The 19,212-nt window shown below is 74.7% G+C and carries 17 protein-coding genes; 13 read left to right on the top strand and 4 right to left on the bottom strand.

From position 1 onward, the window contains the following. Nucleotides 1–387: 387 nt before the first annotated feature. The 6 genes from Cch01nite_RS04110 to Cch01nite_RS04085 all read left to right on the top strand — a co-directional run bounded on the left by Cch01nite_RS04110 (nt 388) and on the right by Cch01nite_RS04085 (nt 7,736). Nucleotides 388–1,386, top strand: coding sequence for an ABC transporter permease (locus tag Cch01nite_RS04110; protein ID WP_203748924.1), 999 nt, complete (start codon nt 388–390; stop codon nt 1,384–1,386). Next, nucleotides 1,383–2,297: an ABC transporter permease gene (locus tag Cch01nite_RS04105; RefSeq protein WP_203748922.1), complete on the top strand. Its 915-nt coding sequence runs from the start codon at nt 1,383–1,385 to the stop codon at nt 2,295–2,297. The genes Cch01nite_RS04110 and Cch01nite_RS04105 overlap by 4 nt, the downstream gene beginning before the upstream one ends. Continuing rightward, nucleotides 2,294–3,955 (top strand): dipeptide ABC transporter ATP-binding protein, encoded by a 1,662-nt coding sequence (locus tag Cch01nite_RS04100; protein WP_203748920.1) that lies wholly within the window; start codon nt 2,294–2,296, stop codon nt 3,953–3,955. Before Cch01nite_RS04105 ends, Cch01nite_RS04100 begins: the two co-directional genes overlap by 4 nt. 67 nt (nt 3,956–4,022) lie before the next feature. Then, nucleotides 4,023–5,609, top strand: coding sequence for an ABC transporter substrate-binding protein (locus Cch01nite_RS04095; RefSeq protein WP_203748918.1), 1,587 nt, complete (start codon nt 4,023–4,025; stop codon nt 5,607–5,609). Nucleotides 5,610–5,637: 28 nt separating this feature from the next. Beyond that, nucleotides 5,638–6,951, top strand: a complete 1,314-nt coding sequence (locus Cch01nite_RS04090; RefSeq protein ID WP_203748916.1) for an NtaA/DmoA family FMN-dependent monooxygenase — start codon at nt 5,638–5,640, stop codon at nt 6,949–6,951. Continuing rightward, nucleotides 6,951–7,736 (top strand): alpha/beta hydrolase, encoded by a 786-nt coding sequence (locus Cch01nite_RS04085; protein ID WP_203748913.1) that lies wholly within the window; start codon nt 6,951–6,953, stop codon nt 7,734–7,736. The genes Cch01nite_RS04090 and Cch01nite_RS04085 overlap by 1 nt, the downstream gene beginning before the upstream one ends. A gap of 58 nt (nt 7,737–7,794) precedes the next feature. Here the strand turns inward: Cch01nite_RS04085 and Cch01nite_RS04080 are convergent, their stop codons facing one another. The 4 genes from Cch01nite_RS04080 to Cch01nite_RS04065 form a co-directional block, all read right to left on the bottom strand. Beyond that, complete coding sequence (locus Cch01nite_RS04080; RefSeq protein ID WP_203748910.1) at nt 7,795–9,135, bottom strand: NtaA/DmoA family FMN-dependent monooxygenase; 1,341 nt, start codon at nt 9,133–9,135, stop codon at nt 7,795–7,797. A 9-nt stretch (nt 9,136–9,144) separates the two neighbouring features. Continuing rightward, nucleotides 9,145–10,272, bottom strand: a complete 1,128-nt coding sequence (locus Cch01nite_RS04075; protein WP_203748907.1) for an LLM class flavin-dependent oxidoreductase — start codon at nt 10,270–10,272, stop codon at nt 9,145–9,147. A gap of 29 nt (nt 10,273–10,301) precedes the next feature. Then, entirely contained in the window at nt 10,302–11,519 is a 1,218-nt protein-coding gene (locus Cch01nite_RS04070) for an aminotransferase-like domain-containing protein (protein ID WP_203748904.1), read from the bottom strand. Between the two features lie 183 nt (nt 11,520–11,702). Further along, nucleotides 11,703–13,013: an NtaA/DmoA family FMN-dependent monooxygenase gene (locus Cch01nite_RS04065; protein ID WP_203748901.1), complete on the bottom strand. Its 1,311-nt coding sequence runs from the start codon at nt 13,011–13,013 to the stop codon at nt 11,703–11,705. 258 nt (nt 13,014–13,271) lie between these two features. On the opposite strand from Cch01nite_RS04065, the gene Cch01nite_RS04060 reads away from it, so the two are divergent. The 7 genes from Cch01nite_RS04060 to Cch01nite_RS04030 are packed head-to-tail and all read left to right on the top strand — an operon-like array spanning nt 13,272 to nt 19,162. Further along, on the top strand, nt 13,272–14,126 hold the full coding sequence (locus Cch01nite_RS04060) for an NADPH-dependent oxidoreductase (protein WP_203748892.1): 855 nt from the start codon (nt 13,272–13,274) through the stop codon (nt 14,124–14,126). Beyond that, complete coding sequence (locus Cch01nite_RS04055; protein WP_203748889.1) at nt 14,123–14,596, top strand: GNAT family N-acetyltransferase; 474 nt, start codon at nt 14,123–14,125, stop codon at nt 14,594–14,596. Before Cch01nite_RS04060 ends, Cch01nite_RS04055 begins: the two co-directional genes overlap by 4 nt. A 25-nt stretch (nt 14,597–14,621) precedes the next feature. Further along, nucleotides 14,622–15,038 carry a rhodanese-like domain-containing protein gene (locus Cch01nite_RS04050; RefSeq protein WP_203748886.1) on the top strand — a complete coding sequence of 139 codons (417 nt, stop codon included), beginning with the start codon at nt 14,622–14,624 and terminating at the stop codon, nt 15,036–15,038. Continuing rightward, entirely contained in the window at nt 15,035–15,589 is a 555-nt protein-coding gene (locus Cch01nite_RS04045) for a GNAT family N-acetyltransferase (RefSeq protein WP_203748884.1), read from the top strand. The genes Cch01nite_RS04050 and Cch01nite_RS04045 overlap by 4 nt, the downstream gene beginning before the upstream one ends. Then, nucleotides 15,586–16,698 (top strand): LLM class flavin-dependent oxidoreductase, encoded by a 1,113-nt coding sequence (locus Cch01nite_RS04040; protein WP_203748880.1) that lies wholly within the window; start codon nt 15,586–15,588, stop codon nt 16,696–16,698. The genes Cch01nite_RS04045 and Cch01nite_RS04040 overlap by 4 nt, the downstream gene beginning before the upstream one ends. Beyond that, entirely contained in the window at nt 16,695–17,849 is a 1,155-nt protein-coding gene (locus tag Cch01nite_RS04035; protein WP_203748877.1) for an LLM class flavin-dependent oxidoreductase, read from the top strand. Before Cch01nite_RS04040 ends, Cch01nite_RS04035 begins: the two co-directional genes overlap by 4 nt. Then, nucleotides 17,846–19,162: a glutamate-5-semialdehyde dehydrogenase gene (locus Cch01nite_RS04030; protein WP_203748875.1), complete on the top strand. Its 1,317-nt coding sequence runs from the start codon at nt 17,846–17,848 to the stop codon at nt 19,160–19,162. The genes Cch01nite_RS04035 and Cch01nite_RS04030 overlap by 4 nt, the downstream gene beginning before the upstream one ends. Nucleotides 19,163–19,212: the final 50 nt, after the last annotated feature.

Here is a 19,212-nt window from a genome sequence, read left to right as displayed (position 1 = left end):
GGCCGTTGACCTTCCCGTCCGGCCCACCTAACTTCCGGCACCGCGTCACCGTCAGCGCTCGGCTGGTGGCGCAGCACCCCACGGGGTGCCCCCGGGCACACCAGACCCGCGGCACTCGTCGCCGCAGGCTGAGCCGCCCCTCCGGAGGCGTTCCATGTCGACGCACACCCGCACGGCCCTGCCGCTGCTCCGCGCACGCCGTGCGCACCCCGCGCACTGCGCGCCGTGTTGCCGCTGACGCCTCGTCGCGACGCATCCGCCCTCGGCTGACCGAGGGCCGCAGCGTTCGTCCCCGCGGTCCCGCGCCGCCGCCCGCTCCCGCACGACCGCGGAGCCGTGCGCGCTCCCTCTCCCGACCTCGCTCGGGCCTGCCTCCAAGGACCTCCCGTGGCACTTCTCGACGCCCGACCCGCGGCTCCGCCGACGCTCACCGCGCTCGTCGCGTGGCTGCGCGGCCTGCGCCTCCCGCTCAGCCCGCGCTACCTCGGCGGCCGGCTGCTCACCGGCCTCGTCGCCGTGTGGGGCGCCGTCACCCTGGTGTTCTTCGCCCTCTACTCGACGGGCAACCCCGCCCTGCTGCTCGTCGCGCCCGACGCCCCGCCGGAGGAGGCCGAACGGCTCACCCGGCTCATGGGCTTCGACCGCCCGGTGCCGGAGCAGTACGTCACGTTCCTCGGCCAGGTGCTGCGCGGGAACTTCCCCGACTCGATCCGGTACGGCGCCGACCCGGTGCCCATCGCCCTGGAGCGGCTCGGCGCCAGCCTGGAGCTCGGCGCGGTCGGTCTCACGCTCGGCGTGCTGGTGGGAGGCACGATCGGGTACCTGTCCGCGACCGGGCGGTCCGTGTGGACGCGACGGGTGCCGCTGAGCATCGCCGTCGCGCTCGACGGCATCCCCACGTTCTTCTTCGGCATCCTCGCCACCCTCGTGCTCGCCGTCTGGCTCGGCTGGCTCCCGGCCACGGGGTCCACCGGTCCGCTCGGACTGGTCCTGCCCGGGCTCACCCTGGCGGTCGCGTTCGTGCCGGCCGTGGCGCGCGTGTTCCGCACCGCGCTGGTCGACGTGCTGCACGCCGACCACGTGCGCACCGCGCGGGCCACCGGGATCGGACGGGGGCGTCTGCTGCGCCGGCACGTGGTCGGCAACTCGCTCGGCACCACGCTCAACGTCGTCGGCATCCAGGCCGGCGTGCTGCTCGGCGGCGCCGTCGTCACCGAGTCGATCTTCGGCTGGCCCGGGATCGGCCAGCTCTCCATCAACGCCGTGCAGAACCGCGACTACCCGCTCGTCATCGTCTGCGTGCTCGTGATCGCCGTCGGCTTCGTGCTGATCAACCTGCTCGTCGACGTCCTCGCCGCCGTCATCGAACCGAGGTTGCGCTCATGACCACCGAGATCGCCGCGATCCTCGTCGAGGACGCGCCCACCGCGACGCACCCCGCCGCCTCCGACGTCGGCCTGTCGCGCCGCCGGCGGACACTCGGGGCCGCGGGCGTCGCCGGGGCGGTCGTGCTCGGCGTCGTCGTGCTCGTGACCATCGCCGCTCCCGTGCTCGTCGGGGACCCGCTCGCGCAGGACTTCACCGCGATCCTGCAGGCACCGTCGGCCGCGCACCCGTTCGGCACCGACGAGCTCGGCCGCGACCTGCTCACCCGCGTCGTGTTCGGCGGGCGGTCCGCGCTCGCGATCACCGCCGTCGCGAGCCTCGTCGCCGCCGTCCTCGGGCTCGGGCTCGCCGTCGCCGGGGCGCTGTTCGGCGGGGCCGTCGACGCCGTCGCCGGGCGCCTCGCGGACGTTCAGCTCGCCGTCCCGACCATCGTGCTCGCGATCGTCATCCTCTCGTTCGTCGGGAACTCGTTCGTGCCGCTCGTCGCGGTGCTCGTGCTCGGCGCGTGGGTGCTCACGTTCCGGGTGATCCGCGGGCACGCACGGGCCGTCGTCCGGCAGCCGTACGTGGAGGCCGCCCGTGTCGCCGGGGCCGGGCGGTGGGACGTCGGGCGCCGGCACCTGCTGCCCAGCGTGCTGCCGCTGTTCTTCGTCGCCGTGACCCTCAGTGCGTCCGCGGTGCTGCTGCTCGAGTCGAGCCTCGGCTTCCTCGGCCTCGGCGTGCAGCCGCCGCAGCCGGACTGGGGGCAGATGGTCGCCGCCGGCCAGGCCCGGCTGTCCACCGCCGCGTGGCTCGCGCTGTTCCCGGGCCTCGCACTGATCGTCACCATCGTCGGCCTGCAGCTGCTGGGCGACGGACTCGCGGAGCGGTTCGGCACGGGCCGCCCCGGCAACCACGGAGCCGCCCGATGAGCACTGACACGAGCACAGCCCTCACCGAGCGGACCGCTCCCGGGACCGCAGCACCGACGCTCGTCGTCCGCGACCTCGTCGTCGGCCTGCGTCCCCAGCGGCACGAGCCGCCGGACGCGCTGCCGCTCGTGCGCGGCGTCGACCTCACCGTGCGACCGGGGCAGAGCGTCGGGCTCGTCGGGGAGTCCGGGTCGGGCAAGACCCTGACGGCGCTCGCGGTCGCCGGGCTCCTGCCGGCCGCCGTGCACGTGCAGGGCGGCACCGTGGACGTCGCCGGGCGTGAGGTGCTCGGGCTGCCCGAACGGGAGGCGCGCGCCCACCTGAGCGGGCACCTCGGCGTCGTCTTCCAGAACCCGACGCCGTCGCTCAACCCGCGGCTGCGCATCCGGACGCAGCTCCGGGACGCGCTGCCGGCCGGGACGGCCCGTCGCGACGCAGCGGACCGTGCGGCCGAGCTGGTGCGGCTCGTCGGGATCGACGACGTCGACAAGACGCTCGCCGCGTTCCCGCACGAGCTCTCGGGCGGCCTGAACCAGCGGGTCGTCATCGCGATCGCGCTGGCCCGCTCGCCCCAGCTCCTGATCGCCGACGAGCCGACCACCGCGCTCGACGTGTCCGTGCAGGCCCAGGTGCTCGACCTCATCGACGACCTGCGGGCGCGGCTCGGCCTCGGCGTGCTGCTCGTCAGCCACGACATCGGCGTCATCGCCGACCGGACCGAGCACGTGCACGTGATGTCGGGCGGCGTCGTCGTCGAGTCCGGCCCGACGCACGACGTGCTCGCGGACCCGCAGCACGAGTACACGCGGCGGCTCCTCGCCGCGGTGCCGAGCCGGCTGACCCGGACGCCGGTCGCGGTGGCGGCCGATGAGTCCCCGCAGCTCGTCGTCCGCGACCTGCGCCGGTCGTTCGCGGTGCGGGGACCGGGCGGACGGGTGCGGCACGCCGCGCTCGACGGCGTCGACCTCACCGTCGCACGCGGCCAGGCGCTCGGCATCGTGGGGGAGTCCGGGTCCGGGAAGACGACGCTCGCCCGCATCGTCACCGGCCTGGAGACCGCCGACCACGGGTCCGTCGAGTTCGAGGGCACGGACCTGCGGGCGCAGAACCGGGGGCAGCGCCGCGACTGGCGGCGGCACGTGCAGTACGTGTTCCAGGACCCCTACGCGTCGCTGGACCCCCGGCTGACCGTCGCGCAGACCCTCCGCGAGCCGCTCGAGCTCAACCACGTCGACCTCCCGCGCGGCGGGGTCGACCGGCGTGTCGACGAGCTGCTCGACGAGGTCGAGCTGCCCCGCGCGTTCCGGCACCGCCGGCCCGACGAGCTGTCCGGCGGCCAGCGGCAGCGCGTCGGCATCGCCCGGGCCCTGGCCAGCGAGCCGACGCTCGTCGTCGCGGACGAGCCGGTCTCGGCGCTCGACCTGTCCGTGCAGGCCCGGATCCTCGCGCTGCTCGCGCGGCTGCGCGCCGAACGCGGCCTGACCTACCTGTTCATCTCCCACGACCTCGGCGTCGTGCGGTTCCTCTGCGACGACGTCGTGGTGCTGCGCCACGGCCGCGTCGTCGAGCGGGGCCGCACCGAGGCCGTCCTGGAGGACCCGCAGCACCCCTACACGCGTGCGCTCGTGGACGCCGTCCCCGGTCGCGCCTTCGCCTGACCCGTCCCCGTCCCCGTCACCCGGGTCGCCGACCGGCGACCCGCCGCACCCCGAGAGCAGGAATCCCGTGAACAACCCCCTCCGCCGCCGACGATCCCTCGCCGCAGCACTCACCGCCGCGCTCGCGGTCGCCCTCGCCGCGACCCTCGCGGCGTGCGCCGCCGACTCGTCCGGCTCGCCGTCCGCCTCGCAGGAGGCCACCGGCCCGCGCCCGACGGCCGGCGACCAGCTCCGCCTGGTGCTGTCCCGGCAGCTCACGAGCGTCAACCCGCACAAGGGCGGCTCGCCCGACAGCCAGGGCGCGGTCGTCGGGTCGGTGTACGAGGCCCTGACGGCGATCTCGCCGGAGACCGAGGTCGTCCCGTCGCTCGCGACCTCGTGGAAGCAGCTCTCCGACCTGGAGTGGTCGTTCACGATCCGGACCGACGCGGTGTTCTCGGACGGGACGCCGCTCACCGCCGACACGATCGTCTGGAACTTCCAGCAGCTCCTCGACCCGAACTACAAGGGGACGTCGGGCGCTCCGCTGCGCAAGTTCGTCGGGTCCGTGACCTCGCCCGACCCGACGACGATCCTGTTCCACCTCACGGCCCCCGCGATCGACCTGCCGGGCCGCCTGTGGAACGACTACATCGTCGACCCGACGTTCGCGCAGTCCCACAACATCGACACCGAGTCCCTCGGCAGCGGCCCGTACAAGATCGACCAGCTCGACCTCGAGAACGGCGCGACCCTCTCGCTCAACCCGCACTACGCCGGCCCGAAGCCGCAGTTCAGCAGCGTGAAGTACACGGTGCTCGCGTCCGAGGCGCAGCGCGTCGCGGCGATCCAGGCCGGTGAGGCGGACATCGTCCTCAACGTCGAGCCGCTCAGCCTCGACGCGTTCGAGGACTCGACGACGTACGACACGATCCTCGGCGTCGGGCCCCAGCCGCTCGTCCTCGCGATCAACGAGGAGAAGACCGGCACGCCGCTGGCCGACGTCCGCGTGCGGCAGGCCCTGAACTACGCGACGGACAAGAAGACGATCATCCACGGCCTCTTCAAGGACGCCGTCGAGCCGCTGCCCGGGCAGGTGCTCTTCGAGCCGTACCAGCAGGAGGACCCGGACGTGAAGGCGTACCCGTACGACCCGAAGAAGGCGAAGAAGCTGCTCACGGAGGCGGGCTACGCCGACGGGTTCAGCCTCGAGGTCGACGTGCCGTCCGGCACGTACGTCTCCGCGGACCTGGCGTCGCAGGCGATCGCCGCGCAGTGGGCCGAGGTCGGCGTGAAGCTCACGATCACGCAGACGCCGTTCCCGGCGTGGATCGACCGGCAGTACGGCGACGTGCAGAAGGGCGCCGACCTCGTCTACATCATGTGGGGCGGCCAGTACCGCGACGGGTTCCAGCTGTTCGACCCGTTCACGAGCGACCACATCCAGAGCGACGTCGTCGCCCCGACGTTCGACGACCTCGTGCGCCGGCTCCAGGCCGCGACGGACGAGAAGGCGCAGCGCGAGCTCGTCGACGAGGCCGTGCAGAACTACTACGACGAGGCGCACACGGTGTTCCTGTACCCGTCGCCGTTCACGGCCGTCATCTCCCGCGCCGTGACGTGGGAGCCGCGCCCGTCCCGCTACCTCTACGCGCAGGAAGTCGGCCGGGCCTGACCCGCTACCCATCGATCGGAGCACAGACATGACCCAGCGGCAGCTCTTCCTCGGCGGCTACGTGCTGTTCCCCGGCGGGCACTTCGCCGGCGCGTGGCGCCACCCCTACTCGACGCGGGACTGGCTCGGCCCGCAGACGTTCCACGACCTGGCCCGCACGCTCGAGGCCGCGAAGTTCGACCTCGCGTTCATCCCGGAGACGGTGAGCTTCCGGGCCGGGTTCGCCCGGCACGGCCTCAGCAACGCGATCAAGCACGACCCCGCGCAGATCGCCGCGCAGATCGCCGCCGTCACCACGCACCTCGGTATCGGCGTGACGCTGTCGACGAGCTTCAACCCGCCGTACAACCTGGCCCGGACGCTCGCGAGCCTCGACCACCTGTCGGGCGGCCGGGTCGCGTGGAACGTCATCCAGTCCAACGGCCCGGCGAACTACGCGAACTTCCCGGAGGTCGAGCAGCTCGACCGGGACCAGCTGTACGACCGCGGCGACGAGGTCGTCGAGGCCGTCACGGTGCTGTGGGACTCGTGGGGTCAGGACGCGCTGGTCGCGGACCAGCAGACCGGCCTGTTCGCCGACCCGGCCCGCATCACGGTGCCCGACTACAAGGGCACCTACGTCGCGACGCGCGGCCCGCTCAACCTGCCGCCCACCCCGCAGGGCCGGCCGGTCATCATCCAGGCCGGCGACTCGCCTCGTGGTCGTGCGTTCGGCGCGCGCTGGGGCGAGGTGATCTTCGCGATCGAGCGGACCCAGGCGGACCTGCAGGCGAAGAAGGACGACCTGCGGGCCAAGGCCACGGCGGTCGGCCGCGACCCGGAGAAGATCAAGCTGTTCGCCGCCGTGCAGCCGATCGTCGGCGAGACGACGGAGATCGCCCGCGCGCGGCGCGACCACCTGCGCACGCTCGTCACGCCGGAGGCCGGCGTCGAGTTCTTCAGCCAGTTCTCCCGGCTCGACCTCGGCGACGTCTCCCTCGACGAGCCCTACGTGAAGGTGCTCGAGGAGCGCGCCACGCAGGGCCAGGCCGAGGGCCGGGCCGTCGTGGCGCTCAACGAGCTGCTCGGGTCGCGGCTGCGGACCGCCACGATCGCGGAGGCCGCGATCGAGTTCTCGACGAGCGAGCTCACCCCGCAGCTCGTCGGCACGGGTGCCGAGATCGCCGACCAGCTCGCGGAGCTGTTCCTGTCCGGCGCGGCCGACGGGTTCCTCGTCACGCCGACGCACTTCCCGGGCTCGTTCGACGAGTTCGGCCGGGCCGTCGTGCCGCACCTGCAGCGGCTCGGCGTCTACAAGACCGAGTACGCGGGCACGACGCTCCGCGGGAACCTGGGGGTCTGATGACGGCGACCACCGTCGACGACGAGCTGCGGCTGCGGTCCCGCAGCGGCGCGGCGCTCGCGGTGACGTTCACCCCGGGCGCGGGGGACAGCGTCGTCGTACTGTCCCACGGGTTCCTGTCCGACCGCCGTGCGGGAGGCCGGTTCGACCGGCTCGCCGCCGAGTACGCCGCCCTCGGCCACGCCGTGCTGCGGTACGACTTCAGCGGCTTCGGCGAGTCGGAGGGCGACGTCGTCGTCGGCGACCACCTGCTCGACGACCTGCGGTCCGTGCTCGACCACCTCGACGGTCTCGGCTACACCCGGCAGGTCCTGCACGGGCACAGCCTCGGGTCGGCGGTGTCGTTGCGCGTCGCGCCCGAACGGCCCGCGGTCGCGACGCTCGTGCTCACGGGTGCGCTCACGGGCGCCGGGTCGGGGGTGACCCCGTACCCGTTCCTCACCACCGAGCAGGTCGAGGCGTGGCACCGCGGGGACGATGTGCACCTGCCCGTCACGACCCCGGGGGCGCGGACGCACGTCACGGTGTCCCGGCTGCGGCCCAAGGTCGGCGCGACGGGCACCCAGGAGGAGCTGCTCGGCGCGCTGCGCGTGCCGGTGCTCGTCGTGCACGGCGACCGGGGCTCCGAGACCCGGCTGGCGGCGACGACCGCGGCCGGTGCGCACCTGCTGCCCGCAGGTTCGCGGGTCGAGGTCGTCGCCGGCGCCGAGCACACGTTCGTCGAGCACCAGGACGAGGTCGCCGCGCTCGCGACGGCCTGGGTCGGGCGGTGGGTGCCCGCCTGACCCGTGTGCGCGAAGGGGCGGGGCCGATCGAACGGCCCCGCCCCTTCGTCGTGCGGTGTCAGACCTGCGCGGCGGCAGCCACGCGGTGGGTCAGCGGCGCCCGCAGGCCCAGGTGCTCCCGCAGGGTCGTGCCGGTGTACGCCGTGCGGTACGCGCCGCGCTCCTGCAGCGCGGGGACGAGCAGGTCGACGACGTCGTCCAGCCCGCTCGGCACGAGCCACGGCGTGATGTTGAACCCGTCGGACGCGCCGTGGCGCACCCACCGCACGAGCTCGTCGGCGACGGTCGACGGCGACCCGACGAACCCGCGCTCGCGCTCCTGGGCGATGACGAGCTGGCGGATCGTCAGGTGCTCCGCCTCGGCCCGCGCCCGCCACGCCTGCGCGATCTCGTGCGGCCGCTTGCCGCGGCGCGGTGAGCCGCGGGTCTCGCCGATCACCTCGATGACGGGGTCGTGCGCCGGGAGCGGCCCGTCCGGGTCGTAGTGCGACAGGTCCTCGCCCCAGACCTGCCCGAGCAGCGACAGGGCGGTGGCCGGCGTGACCTGCTGCTCCTTGACCCAGCGGGCCTTGTCGCGGGCCTCGGCGTCCGTGGCGGCGAGCACGAACTGCGTGCCCGGGAGGATCTTGAGGTCGTCCTCCGGGCGTCCGGCGGCCACGGTCCTCGCGCGGACGTCGGTCGCGAACGCGAGGGCGTCGTCGAAGTCCGTTCCGTGCGCGGAGAAGATCACCTCGGCGTGCCCGGCGGCGAAGTCGCGGCCGTCGGGGGAGTCGCCCGCCTGGAACAGCACGGGATGGCCCTGTGCGGTGCGCGGGACGGTCGGGGTGACCTCGATGTCGAGCGTGCCACCCGTGGCGCGGACCGGCTCCGGCGCGTCCCAGCCGTCCCAGATCGCCTGCACCGCCCGCACGAACTCGGCGGCCCGCGTGTACCGCTGGGAGTGGTCGAGCCACCCGCCGCGGCGGAAGTTCTCACCCGTCCACGCGTTGTCGGTCGTGACGATGTTCCACGCGGCCCGGCCGCCGGACAGCACGTCCAGGCTGGCGAGCCGGCGGGCCAGGTCGGCCGGGTCGTTGTACGTGACGTTCTGCGTCGCGACGAGACCGATGTGCGTCGTGACCGCGGCGAGCGCCGCGAGCTGGGTGATGGCGTCCGGGCGGCCCACGACGTCGAGGTCGTGCAGCCGGCCGTTCTGCTCGCGCAGCCGCAGGCCCTCGCCGAGGAAGAACGCGTCGAACAGGCCGCGCTCGGCGGTCTGCGCGACGCGGCGGAACGTCTCGAAGTCGGTCTGCGACCCGCTCGCGGGGTCCGACCAGATGGTCGTGTGGTTGACGCCCTGGAAGAAGACGCCGAGGTGGACGTGCGCGTGCGGGCGGGGCACGTCGGGGGTGTCGGGCACGGGAGCTCCTCAGACGGTCGCCGCAGCGGCGACGTGGCGGTTCGTGGGGCGGGGCAGGCCGAGCGTGTCGCGCAGGGTCGCGCCCGGGCGGGGCGTGGGCACGGCGCGCGCGACGCGCAGGGCGGGGAGCACGTCGCGGACCAGCACGGGCAGGTCCACGTCGAGCTCGGACGGCAGGAGGCGGACGCCGTCGACGACGCCGCGCAGGCCGAGCAGCACGTCGACGAGGTCGACGGCCGACCCGGTCCAGGTCGCGGGGACCGGGACGCCGGCGAGGCCGTCGAGCTCCGCCCGGCGGTCCGCGCCGAGGCGCCCGGCGGCGTCGAGGGTCACGGCGAGGTCGACGACGACGAGCGGGGCACCGTCCTCGCGCGCCCGGGCCGCGGCGTCCGTCGTGGCCACGAGCGCGACGTCGAGGAGCCCACCCGGGACGGTCCCGGCGCGGCCCACGACGACGAGCTGCCCCTGCGGGCTGCGGGGGACGATCGACGGCCCCTTGACGGTGAACGGCGCACGGACGCCGTCGGCGGTGCCGCGCGACGACGGCCCGGCGGGCAGCCCCTCGCCACCGCTCGCGAAGTCCACGTAGTGCAGCCGGTCGCGGTCGACGTACCGCCCGGTCGCGCTGTCCCGGACGACGGCGTCGTCCTCCCACGAGTCCCACAGGTCGCGCACGACCGTGACGACGTCCGCGGTCTCGTCGAGCAGGTCCGCACCGGCGGCGACGGGCCGGTCGAGCGCCCGCCGGGCACCCGGGACGTCGCCCGCGCCGACGAACCAGCCGCCCCGCCCGAGGCTCGCGTGGTCGAGCGCCGCGAGCTGGCTCGCGACGTGGAACGGCTCGGTCACGGCCGGGTGCACGAGCGGCACCAGGCCGATCCGGGACGTGAGCGGCGCGACGTACGCGGCCCGCGTCACGGCGTCGAGCCGACCGGCGGGTCCCGCGGCGGGCGGGACGAGCGAGTCGTCGAACGTCACGAACGTGACGCCCGCGTTCTCGGCCGCCGCGACCACGTCGCGCAGCCGCGCGGGGCCGAGCGCGTCGCTCGACGACCGGGCGGCCGCGCGCCACGCGGCGGGATGCGCTCCGGCACCGTCGACCTCGAGGCCGACGTGCAGGACGGAGGAGGTGCTCATGCAGGGTGCTCCCAGGGGGTGTCGGGGTGTCAGCGGAGGGACTCGACCGCGGACCCGAGCCGGTCGACGAAGGTCCGCAGCGTCTCGGGGGTGTGGTTGCCGTAGGCGAGGCGCAGGTGGTCGGCGAACTCGCGCCGGCCGCTCGACGCGAAGAACTCGCCCTGCTGGTAGGTCGCGCCACGCTCGGCGGCCGCCGCGTACAGCGCGGCGGGGTCGATCGCCGAGTCGGTGAGCCGCGGCCACAGGAAGAACCCGCCCTCGGGCCGCACGGCCTCGACGAGCCCGGGCAGACGCTCGTGCAGCGCGTCCACGAGCACGTCGGCGCGCTCGCGGTACAGCGCGTTGGCGCGGGTCAGCGTCGCGTCGAACCAGGTCGGGTCGTGCGTGAGCAGGTCGATGACGACCTCCTGCTCGAGCGTCGACGTGTGGGAGTCCTGCCGGTTGCGCACCTTGACCAGCGCCGACGCGATGCGCGGCGACGCGACGACCCAGCCGAGCCGCAGCCCCGGGCCGAGGGTCTTGGAGAACGTGTTCACGTGCACGACGTGGTCGGACGTGCTGAACGCCGAGGAGTCCACGGCGGTGCCGCGGAAGCGCAGCTCGCGGTACGGGTTGTCGGCCAGCACGAGGAAGCCGTGGCGCTCGGCGAGCTCGACGAGCCGCGTGCGCTGGTCGGCGGGCAGCGTGCCCTGCGTCGGGTTGTGGAAGTCCGGCACGGTGTAGACGGCGGCGGGCCGCGCGCCCCCGCGCAGCCGGTGCTCGAGCTCGTCGACGTCGAGCCCCTGGGTGCCGACGCCGATGGGCAGCGGCCGGCCGTCGGAGAGCTCCAGCGCCCGCAGGAACAGCGGGAAGATCGGGTTGTCGACGGCCACGGTGGCACCGCGCTCGACCAGTGCCAGCACGGCGAGCGACAGGCCGTGGAAGCCGCCGTTCGTGATGATGACCCGGGCCGGGTCCACGCCCTCACGGGCCGCCACCCACTCGCGCAGGCCGTCGAGCCCGGCCGACTGCGAGTACTGGAACGCGGCCGGGCCGGACCGCTCGCCGGTCAGGACGCGTCCCGCGGCCTCGCGCAGCGCGTCGACGGGCAGCGCGGTGTCGTCGGGGATCCCACCGAGCAGCTCGATGTCGCCGGGGCGCCGACGTCGCAGGCTGGCGTCGCCGAAGCCCTTCGGCTCGCTGAGCGCGCGGGCGAGCGCGGTGAGGGGCAGTGCGGTCGGTGCGAGGAGCTCGGGCGAGGTGGTCATCGGCTGGACGCCTTCCTGGGAGCGCACGTGCGGCCGGAGGTCGGTGGTCGCACGGGTCGTGCCCGGGAGCCCCCGCAGGTGCGGGCTGCCGTCCCACCTGCCGAGCCAGACGGCGGGACTCGTCGACCGGCCGCGGACCGTAGGTGGCGTCCCGGGGCAAGTCAACGGATCGTCCGGGTCGTCTCACGGCCGGGGTGTCCCCAGGGGTGGCAGGGCGAGCTGCTCCCGCAGCGTGCGGCCCTCGCGGGACGTCCGGAACACCCCCGCACGCTGCAGCAGCGGGACGACGTCACGGACGAACCGGCGCAGGCCCGACGGCATCACGGCGGGCCCGACGAGGAAGCCGTCCGCGGCCTCGTCGGCGTGCCACGCGAGGAGCTCGTCGGCGACGTCCTGCGCGGTGCCCACGAGCAGCAGGTGACCTCGGGTGGCGGCCGTGACCCGGGCGAGCTGCCCGATGCTCAGGCCGTCCCGGACCGCGCGGGCGTGCAGCAGGCGGGCCCGGGCGCGGTTGCCCTCGGTCGTCGCGGGAGCCGGCTCGACGGGGGCGTCGTACGGCAGCGCCGACGTGTCCCAGCCGAGGATCCCCGACAGGCGCCGCCGGGCCTGGTCGTCGTCGACCTGCTCCAGCAGGCGGTCGTGCACGTCCTGCGCCTGGGACCGGCTGGACCCGATCACGGTGATGACGCCGGGCAGCACGAGCACGCCGTCGGGGTCACGGCCCTCGTGCGCGACGCGCTCCTTGACGTCCCGGTACAGCCGGCGGGCGTCGGGCAGGTGGTCCTGGCTGGTGAGGACGACGTCCGCGTGGCGGGCGGCCAGCGCCAGGCCTGCGTCCGACCCGCCGCCCTGGAACAGCACCGGGCGCCCCTGCGGCGACCGGGAGGCGGGCAGCACGCCGCGGACCTCGTGGAACCGGGACGTGTGCTCGGTGCGGTGCACGCGGTCCGGGTCCACGTACGTCGCGGTCCGCCGGTCCCGCACCACCGCGTCGGGCTCCCACGCGTCCCACAGCGCGAGCGCCGCCTCGACGACATCGTGCGCCTTCGCGTACCGCTCGACGTGGTCGGGCAGGTCGCTGGACCCGAACCCGTCACCGGCGCCCGCCCGGAACGACGTGACGACGTTCCAGCCCGCCCGTCCGCCCGAGACGTGGTCGAGGCTCGAGAGCTGCCGGGCGAGCTGGAACGGGCCGCTGAACGTGGTCGAGAAGGAGCCGACGAGGCCGATGTGCTCGGTCGACGCGGCGAGCGCGGCGAGCAGCACGGCGGGCTCGAGCCGGGGCTGGAACCCGGGGGAGACGGGGTCGCCCTGCTCGCCGAGCACGTCGGTGGCGAGCAGGAAGTGCAGCAGCCCGTCCTGCGCGGCGCGGGCCGCCGCCTGGTGCTGCGCGAGCGACTCGGTGTCGTTGACCTGCGTGCTCACGCGCCATGCCGCCGCGTGGTGGCCGCTGACCGTGTGGTACGCACCGAGCCTCATCTGCCGTGCCGACATGTGCCGCCCCCTCTCGAAGAGGCGCGAGTGTGCAGCGCCCGGGCGCCCTGACCAGCGCACGGGCCGGACTTCCCGCGATGTGAGACGTGGGCGCCGGACCGTTGACACGACGGGGTCCGCCACCGAATGTGCGGCCCGCATCTGAGCACCGCCGTCTGACCCGGCAGGCGGGCCGGCGCTCCCGTGAGTCGCGGGGACGCCCCCGGGACGAGCCGGACGGTCCCCGCCGCCCGGCTCCGACGCCGACCTGGAGCCACCATGACCGTCGACCTCGACGACGCGCAGCGCACCGCCGCCGCCTCCGACGTCCCCGCGCTCGCCGACCTGCGCTACGGCGCGGACTCCGCACCCGCGGGCCTGGCCGCGACCGACGTCGTCGCGCTCCAGCTCGCGCACCGGTCCGTGCGCCGCTACCTGCCCGACGCGGTCGACGACGAGCAGATCGCGACGATCGTCGCCGCCGCGCAGTCCGCCGCGACGAGCTCCAACCTGCAGCTGTGGAGCGTCGTCGCGGTCCGGGACGACGAGCGTCGCGCCGCCCTGTCGTCGCTCGCCGGGGACCAGGCGCACATCACGCAGGCGCCGCTGCTGCTCGTCTGGCTCGTGGACCTGGCCCGCGCGCACGCGATCGCGGACCGGCACGACGCCCCGACCGCCGGTGCGGGCTACCTCGAGACGGCCGTCGTCGGGTTCGTCGACGCCGCGCTCGCCGCGCAGAACGCGGTGCTCGCCGCCGAGTCGCTCGGCCTCGGCACCGTCTACATCGGCGCCCTGCGCAACCGGCCGGGGGAGGTCGCGGCGCTGCTCGGCCTGCCGAAGCACGTGTTCGCCGCGTTCGGCCTCGTGGTCGGCCGGCCCGACCCGGCGGAGGGGGCCCGGGTCAAGCCGCGCCTCCCGCAGTCGGCGGTGCTGCACCACGAGACGTACGACGACGGCGTGCACCACGCCGCCGTCGACGACTACGAGCGGACGATCGGCGAGTTCTACGCGCACGAGGGGCTCGCGCACTCGTGGGTGGAGCGGATCCTCGCCCGGCTGTCGGGGCCGCGCGCCCTGAACGGCCGCGACCGGCTGCGCGACGCGCTCGAGGCGCAGGGGTTCGAGCTGCGATGACCACGACGACGACGGTCGTGCGGGTCGAGGCCGTGCCGTGGACGCACGCCGACGCGACCGCGCTGCGCGAGCAGATGACCGCCGAGCTGCGCCCCCGGTACGCGGACGCGGTGCGGACCCGCGGTCCGTTCCCGGAGTCCGACCCGGCGACCGTCGTCGTGACCCTCGTCGCGTACGCGGGCACCGACCCGGTCGGCACGGCAGCGCTGCGGCTCGTCGACGGGCTGCACGAGGTCAAGCGCGTGTACGTGGCGCCGAGCCACCGCCGCACGGGTCTCGCCGCCCGGCTCCTCGCGGAGCTCGAGGCGCACGCCCGGGCGCGGGAAGTCCGGACGCTCGTGCTGCAGACCGGGGTGCGCCAGCCCGAGGCGGTCGCCCTCTACACGCGGGAGGGCTGGCAGCCCGTGCCGCCGTTCGGGCAGTACGTCGGCGACCCGTACAGCCTGTGCTTCGCCAAGGACCTCGCATGACACGCCCACACCCGAAGGAGTCACCATGACCGTCTCGACCGCTCCCGCCGAGGACCTCACGCTCGAGGAGGCCGGTGCGCTGGCCCCGCTCGTCGAGCCCGCGGAGGCCGCGGCCCGCGTGAGCGACGGCGCGTTCCTCGTCGACGTCCGCAGCGAGGCCGGCCGTGCGCGCACCGGGGCGATCCCGGGCGCGACCGTCGTGGACCGCTACGACGTCGACGCCGACTTCGACCTCACGTCGTCGCTGCGGCTCACGCCCGTCGTCTCGCTCGACACCCCGATCGTCGTGGTGTGCGGCTCGGTCCGCGGCTCCGGCCCGGTCGCCGCGGCCCTGCGCGAGAAGGGGTTCACGAACGTCGTGCACGTCGAGGGCGGCGCCGCCGCGTGGAAGGAGGCCGGTCTGCCGATCGAGGAGCCGGCCGCCGAGCCGGTCGACCGGTGACGGGCCAGCCACCACCGGCCGGGGTGCGGGTCCGGCTCGTCGCCCCGCACGAGCACGACGACGTCGCCCGGCTGTCGGTCACCGCGTACGAGCACGACTACGACATCAGCGACCAGTACCGGGCGTCCCTCGCGGACGTCGCGACCCGGGCGCGCGACGCCCAGGTGTGGGTCGCCGAGGACCTGGCGACCGGGACGCTGCTCGGCACCGTCGCGACCCCGCGGCCGGGCGAGCACATCTCGCTGCTCGGCCGCGACGGCGAGCTCGACTTCCGGCTCCTCGCGGTCGCGCCGCACGCCCGCGGCCAGGGCGTCGGCGCGCTGCTGACCCGGTTCGTCGTCGAGCTCGCCCGTCAGCGCGGCCTGCACCGCGTCGTCATGAACTCAGGCCCGCGCATGACCGGCGCGCACCGCCTGTACCACCGGCTCGGGTTCGTCCGGCTGACCGACCGCGAGACCCGCGTCGTCGAGGGCGGCACGCTGCTCGCCTTCGGCCTCGACGTCGCCCAGCCGGCCCGCACCGTCCCCCTCGAAGAAGGAGCACGTCCGTGAGGTTCCAGGTCCTCGACATCGTCCCGCACGCCCCGCACCCCGTGACGGGCGAGCTGGTCGACCCGTCGACCCGGTTGGAGCGCGTCGTGGAGACGGCCGTGCTCGCCGAGGAGCTCGGGCTCGACTCGTTCGCGGTGGGGGAGCGCCACGCGGGCGACTTCCTCTCCTCGGCACCCACCGTCCTGCTGGGTGCGCTCGCGCAGGCCACCGACCGGATCCTGCTGAGCACCGGCGTCACCGTGCTGTCCCTGCTCGACCCCGTGCGCGTCGCCGAGGACTACGCGACGATCGACCTCCTGTCGCGCGGCCGGCTCGAGATCGTCATCGGCAAGGGCAACGAGGACAAGCACTTCCCGCTGTTCGGCCTCGACATCGCCCACCAGTACGACTACCTCGAGGAGAACTACGGGCTGCTGCGCCGGCTCCTGCGCGAGGAGCACGTCGACTGGGAGGGCCGCTTCCACGCCCCGCTGCACGACGCCACGACGCTCCCGCGCCCGTTCGACGGGCCGTTCCGGGTGTGGCACGGCTCCGCGACGAGCCGGTTCGCCGTCGAGCTCGCCGCCCGGTACGGCGACCCGATCTTCACCGCGAACGCCCTGCAGCCGCGCGAGAACTACCAGGTGCTCATCGACCACTACCGCGAGCAGCTCGTGGCCCACGGGCACGACCCGTCGGTCGGCTACGTCGGCTCCGGGTCGGGCGGCCTGTTCCTCGCCGACACCACCGAGCGGGCCACCGACGAGTACCGCGCGGTCTACGAGGGTTTCGCGGCCCGGGCCGCCGCCCGGCACGTCGGCGACAGCCGCCCGGGGAAGGTGTCGTCGTTCGCGACGATCGAGGACGCCGTCGAGCGCGGACCGGCACTGGTCGGCTCGCCCGAGCGCGTCGCGGAGAAGATCCTCGACTACCACGCCTCCTACGGGCACGACGTGCAGTCCGTCTCCCTCAACCCGGCGCTGCCCTACGAGCAGCAGCACGACGTGCTGCGCCGGTTCGCGCAGGAGGTCGTGCCGCTGGTGCGCCGCGAGCTGTCGACGACCCTGTGGGGGCCGGACGACCCGGGCCGTGCCCGTGGGCTCGCGGTGCCGGAGGCCGTGACCCTGTGACCGTCGAGTTCCTGGGCGCCGGGTACGGCAACCCGTCGACGGAGACGACGCCGCTCGCCGGTAACGTCTTCGACCCCGGGTACACGCGGGAGATCGTCCGCGCGCACGAGGACCACGGGTGGGACCACGTGCTGTTCCCGTACGCGTCGGACGGGCCCGACCCCGCCCAGGCGGCCGCGTGGGCGGCCGTGCACACCGACCGGATCCGGCTGCGCGTCGCGCACCGGCCCAACGTCTCGGCGCCCACCTTCGCGGCGAAGACGTTCGCGACCCTGGACGCGGTGTCCGGGGGACGGGTCACGGTGCACCTCATCGCAGGTGGCCTCACGTCCGACCAGCGCGCCGAGGGCGACGACCTCGACAAGGACGCCCGCTACGACCGGCTGGCCGAGTACGCGGACGTCCTGCTGCGCGCCTGGACGTCGACGGAGCCGTTCACGCACCACGGACGCCACTACGACCTCGAGGAGTTCGTGCTGCGGGCGCGGACCCCGGACCGGGCGCGGCCGGGCCTGTCCGCCGGTGGCGCGTCTCTGCCGGCACTGCGGGTCGGGGCGCAGGTCGCCGACGTGTTCGCGTTCTTCGGCGAGCCGCTCGCGGCGACCGCGGCGCAGGTCGAGCTCCTGAGGGCGTTCGCCGCCGCGGCAGGCCGGCCGACGCCGCGGCTGCAGATCGCGTTCCGGCCGATCGTCGCACCGACGGACGAGGAGGCGTGGGCCCGGGCGCACGCCGTGCGCGCGCGCATCGACGAGCTCGCCGGGCCGGCGGCCGCACCCGTCGCGACCGTGGCGCCCGCCGGGGCCCGGCGGGCGCCCGGCGCGCTGCCGGAGAACACCGCGAACCTCCGGCTGGCCGAGCTCGCGGCGTCGGGCGAGCGGCACGACCGCGCCCTGTGGACCCCCACGGTGGCGGGCGCGGGCGGCCTGCCGACGAGCGCGACGGCACTCGTCGGCTCGTACCGGACCGTCGCCGACGCGCTGCTCGACTACGTCGACCTCGGGTTCGAGATCTTCGGCCTGCGCGGGTACGACCTCGTCGCCGACGCGGTGGAGTTCGGCGACCAGGTGATCCCCCTCGTCCGGGAAGGTGCGGCTCGACGCTCGGAGACCTCGCACCGCAGGTCGGGCGCCGGGACTACCCTGACGGGATGACCGCCTCCCTCGACACCCAGGTGCAGGACACGGCCGCAGCAGCACAGGTCGACGTCGCGTCCGAGGTCCGTGCCGTCGCGCAGCGCGCCAAGGTCGCGTCCCGGGCGCTGGCGACGGCGACGCGCGCGACGAAGGACGCGGCCCTGCAGGCGCTCGCGGACGCGCTCGTCGCGGCGACCGACGAGATCGTCGCGGCGAACGCGCTCGACCTGGCGCGCGGCCGGGAGAACGGCACGTCCGCCGGCCTGCTGGACCGGCTGGCCCTCACGCCGGAGCGCATCGTGGGGATCGCGGACGCGCTGCGGGAGCTCGCCGGCTTGCCCGACCCGGTCGGTGAGGTCGTGCGCGGCTCGACGCTGCCGAACGGGCTGCGGCTGCGTCAGGTCCGGGTGCCGATGGGCGTCGTCGGGATGATCTACGAGGCCCGCCCCAACGTCACGGTCGACGCCGCCGGGCTCGCGCTCAAGAGCGGCAACGCGGTGATCCTGCGGGGCGGCACCGCGGCCGCGGAGTCGAACGCGGTGATCGTCGACGTGCTGTCCCGCGCCCTCGTCGCGCAGCGCCTGCCCGGCGACCTCGTCCAGTCGATCGACGCGTACGGGCGCGAGGGGGCCGTCGCGCTCATGCACGCCCGCGGGCTCGTCGACGTGCTCGTGCCGCGCGGGGGAGCGGACCTCATCCGCACCGTCGTGCGCGAGTCCACGGTGCCGGTCGTCGAGACGGGCGTCGGCAACGTGCACCTGTACGTGGACGAGAGCGCCGACCTGGCCGTCGCCATGCCCATCCTGCTCAACGCGAAGACGCAGCGCGTCGGCGTCTGCAACGCCCTCGAGACGCTGCTCGTGCACCAGGCGGTCGCCGACGAGTTCCTGCCCGTCGCGATCGCCGCGCTCGCCGACGAGGGCGTGACGATCCACGGCGACGAGACGACCCTGGCCCTCGCCCCCGACGAGGCCGACGCAGTGCCGGCGACCGACGAGGACTGGGCGACCGAGTACCTCTCGCTCGACCTCGCCGTCCGCGTCGTCGAGGACCTCGACGAGGCCCTCGAGCACATCCGCACGTGGAGCAGCGGGCACACCGAGGCGATCGTCACCCGCGACCTCGCGGCGTCCGAGCGGTTCGTCGCCGAGGTGGACTCCGCGGCCGTCATGGTGAACGCGTCGACACGGTTCACGGACGGCGGACAGCTCGGCCTGGGCGCCGAGATCGGCATCTCCACGCAGAAGCTGCACGCGCGCGGCCCGATGGGTCTCGCCGAGCTCACCACCACCAAGTGGATCGTCCACGGAGACGGACACGTCCGGCCCTGACGGCCCAGCTCACCGTGCGACACTTGTCGCTCCCGACCCCAGGAGGATTG

Origin of the sequence: Cellulomonas chitinilytica (assembly GCF_016862675.1) — a bacterium.
GTDB classification, from domain to species: Bacteria; Actinomycetota; Actinomycetes; order Actinomycetales; family Cellulomonadaceae; genus Cellulomonas; species Cellulomonas chitinilytica.
Note: the sequence above shows the minus strand (reverse complement) of the source record. Positions and strands in the feature narration are given on the sequence as shown.

Coding starts and splice junctions, on each gene's coding strand:
- Cch01nite_RS04085 (WP_203748913.1), top strand. CDS start 6,951: ATGACGGCGACCACCGTCGACGACGAGCTGCGGCTGCGGTCCCGCAGC.
- Cch01nite_RS04060 (WP_203748892.1), top strand. CDS start 13,272: ATGACCGTCGACCTCGACGACGCGCAGCGCACCGCCGCCGCCTCCGAC.
- Cch01nite_RS04055 (WP_203748889.1), top strand. CDS start 14,123: ATGACCACGACGACGACGGTCGTGCGGGTCGAGGCCGTGCCGTGGACG.
- Cch01nite_RS04030 (WP_203748875.1), top strand. CDS start 17,846: ATGACCGCCTCCCTCGACACCCAGGTGCAGGACACGGCCGCAGCAGCA.
- Cch01nite_RS04105 (WP_203748922.1), top strand. CDS start 1,383: ATGACCACCGAGATCGCCGCGATCCTCGTCGAGGACGCGCCCACCGCG.
- Cch01nite_RS04100 (WP_203748920.1), top strand. CDS start 2,294: ATGAGCACTGACACGAGCACAGCCCTCACCGAGCGGACCGCTCCCGGG.
- Cch01nite_RS04070 (WP_203748904.1), bottom strand. CDS start 11,519: ATGACCACCTCGCCCGAGCTCCTCGCACCGACCGCACTGCCCCTCACC.
- Cch01nite_RS04075 (WP_203748907.1), bottom strand. CDS start 10,272: ATGAGCACCTCCTCCGTCCTGCACGTCGGCCTCGAGGTCGACGGTGCC.
- Cch01nite_RS04090 (WP_203748916.1), top strand. CDS start 5,638: ATGACCCAGCGGCAGCTCTTCCTCGGCGGCTACGTGCTGTTCCCCGGC.
- Cch01nite_RS04050 (WP_203748886.1), top strand. CDS start 14,622: ATGACCGTCTCGACCGCTCCCGCCGAGGACCTCACGCTCGAGGAGGCC.
- Cch01nite_RS04065 (WP_203748901.1), bottom strand. CDS start 13,013: ATGTCGGCACGGCAGATGAGGCTCGGTGCGTACCACACGGTCAGCGGC.